Annotated in this window: 2 protein-coding genes; both read right to left on the bottom strand. The window is 68.5% G+C overall.

What is annotated here, in order from left to right:
- Positions 1-341, bottom strand: a 341-nt coding sequence (locus tag A9X05_RS14830) for an ATP-binding cassette domain-containing protein (protein ID WP_156736729.1), incomplete at its 3' end; no start/stop codon positions are given.
- 24 nt (positions 342-365) lie between these two features.
- Positions 366-699, bottom strand: a 334-nt coding sequence (locus A9X05_RS14835; RefSeq protein ID WP_231978385.1) for an enoyl-CoA hydratase-related protein, incomplete at its 5' end; no start/stop codon positions are given.

A 699-nucleotide genomic window follows, 5' to 3' on the forward strand; every position in this document is an offset into this window, starting at 1 on the left:
GCGGCCTCGACGTCCTGCTGACCGACCTGGAAAAGCAGCAGGCGCTGATGGCCGAGGTCGTCGACGACGCCGCGCGCCGACAGGACGCGGTCGCGGGCCAGCACGTCGAGATCGCCTTCTTTGGGATCCTGTGGCAGATAACCGATTTCGCCGGCGCGGGCGACGGATCCGGCGTACGGCTCGGTCTCCCCGGCCAGAATGCGCAGGGTGGTGGTCTTGCCGGCGCCGTTGCGGCCGACCAGCCCGATGCGGTCGCCCGGCTGCACGCGCAGGTCCGGTCCGTCGGGCGAGAGCAGAATGCGCGCACCAGCGCGGACCTCGAGGTCCGTGGCCGTGATCACATCTTCTCCCTTTTTGCTCCGCCGCTATTTGTCGTCGGTGAACACCGGCGGCCTCTTCTCCGCGCGCGCGGCAACCGCTTCTTCGAAGTTGGCGGTGAGCAGACGAACGAACAGTTGACCCAAGCCTTCGGCTTGCATGTGCCCCTCCAGGCTACCGGCGTCCAGTCCACTCCACAGTGTGCGCTTGGTCAACTCGATTCCCGGCCGCGAGAACGCCGCGATGCGCGCGGCGATGGCGTAACAGGTGTCCAGCAGCTGCTCGTCGGGCACCTGGCACGACACCAGGCCGATGCGCTCGGCCTCCTCGGCGGTGACGTCGCGGCCGGTCAGCATGATTTCGAACGCCCGCGACGCGCCG

This window comes from Mycobacterium sp. E3298 (assembly GCF_001666895.1).
Lineage (GTDB): Bacteria > Actinomycetota > Actinomycetes > Mycobacteriales > Mycobacteriaceae > Mycobacterium.